This window comes from Azospirillum doebereinerae (assembly GCF_003989665.1).
Lineage (GTDB): Bacteria > Pseudomonadota > Alphaproteobacteria > Azospirillales > Azospirillaceae > Azospirillum > Azospirillum doebereinerae.
This window is the reverse complement of sequence record NZ_RZIJ01000093.1, coordinates 1-400: the sequence shown is the minus strand read 5'-3', so window position 1 is coordinate 400 and position 400 is coordinate 1. Positions and strand designations below refer to the sequence as shown.

At 68.0% G+C, this 400-nt stretch carries 1 protein-coding gene; it reads right to left on the bottom strand.

Features of this window, described 5'->3' with window-relative positions:
* Positions 1 to 26 precede the first annotated feature (26 nt).
* Positions 27 to 400: electron transfer flavoprotein subunit beta/FixA family protein (locus EJ913_RS31345; RefSeq protein WP_425321141.1), on the bottom strand; the 374-nt coding region annotated here is incomplete at its 5' end.

Here is a 400-nt window from a genome sequence, read left to right as displayed (position 1 = left end):
GGGAGGGGGCCTCGGAGCCGACGAGTTCAGATCACCCGCGCCTCGCTCTTCAGCTTGTCCACCAGGGCGGCCACGTCGGCCACCTTCACACCCGCCTTGCGCTTGGCCGGCTCGACCACCTTCAGCGTCGTCAGGCGCGGCGCCACGTCCACGCCCAAGCTGTCCGGGGTGATCGTCTCCAGCGGCTTCTTCTTCGCCTTCATGATGTTCGGCAAGCTCGCATAACGCGGCTCGTTCAGGCGCAGATCGGCCGTGACAATGGCCGGCAGCTTGAGATCCACCGTCTCCAGCCCGCCGTCGATCTCGCGGGTCACGGCGATGGAGCCCTCACCGGCAACGATCTTGGAGGCGAAGGTGCCCTGGCCCCAGCCCAGCAGGGCGGCCAGCATCTGGCCGGTCT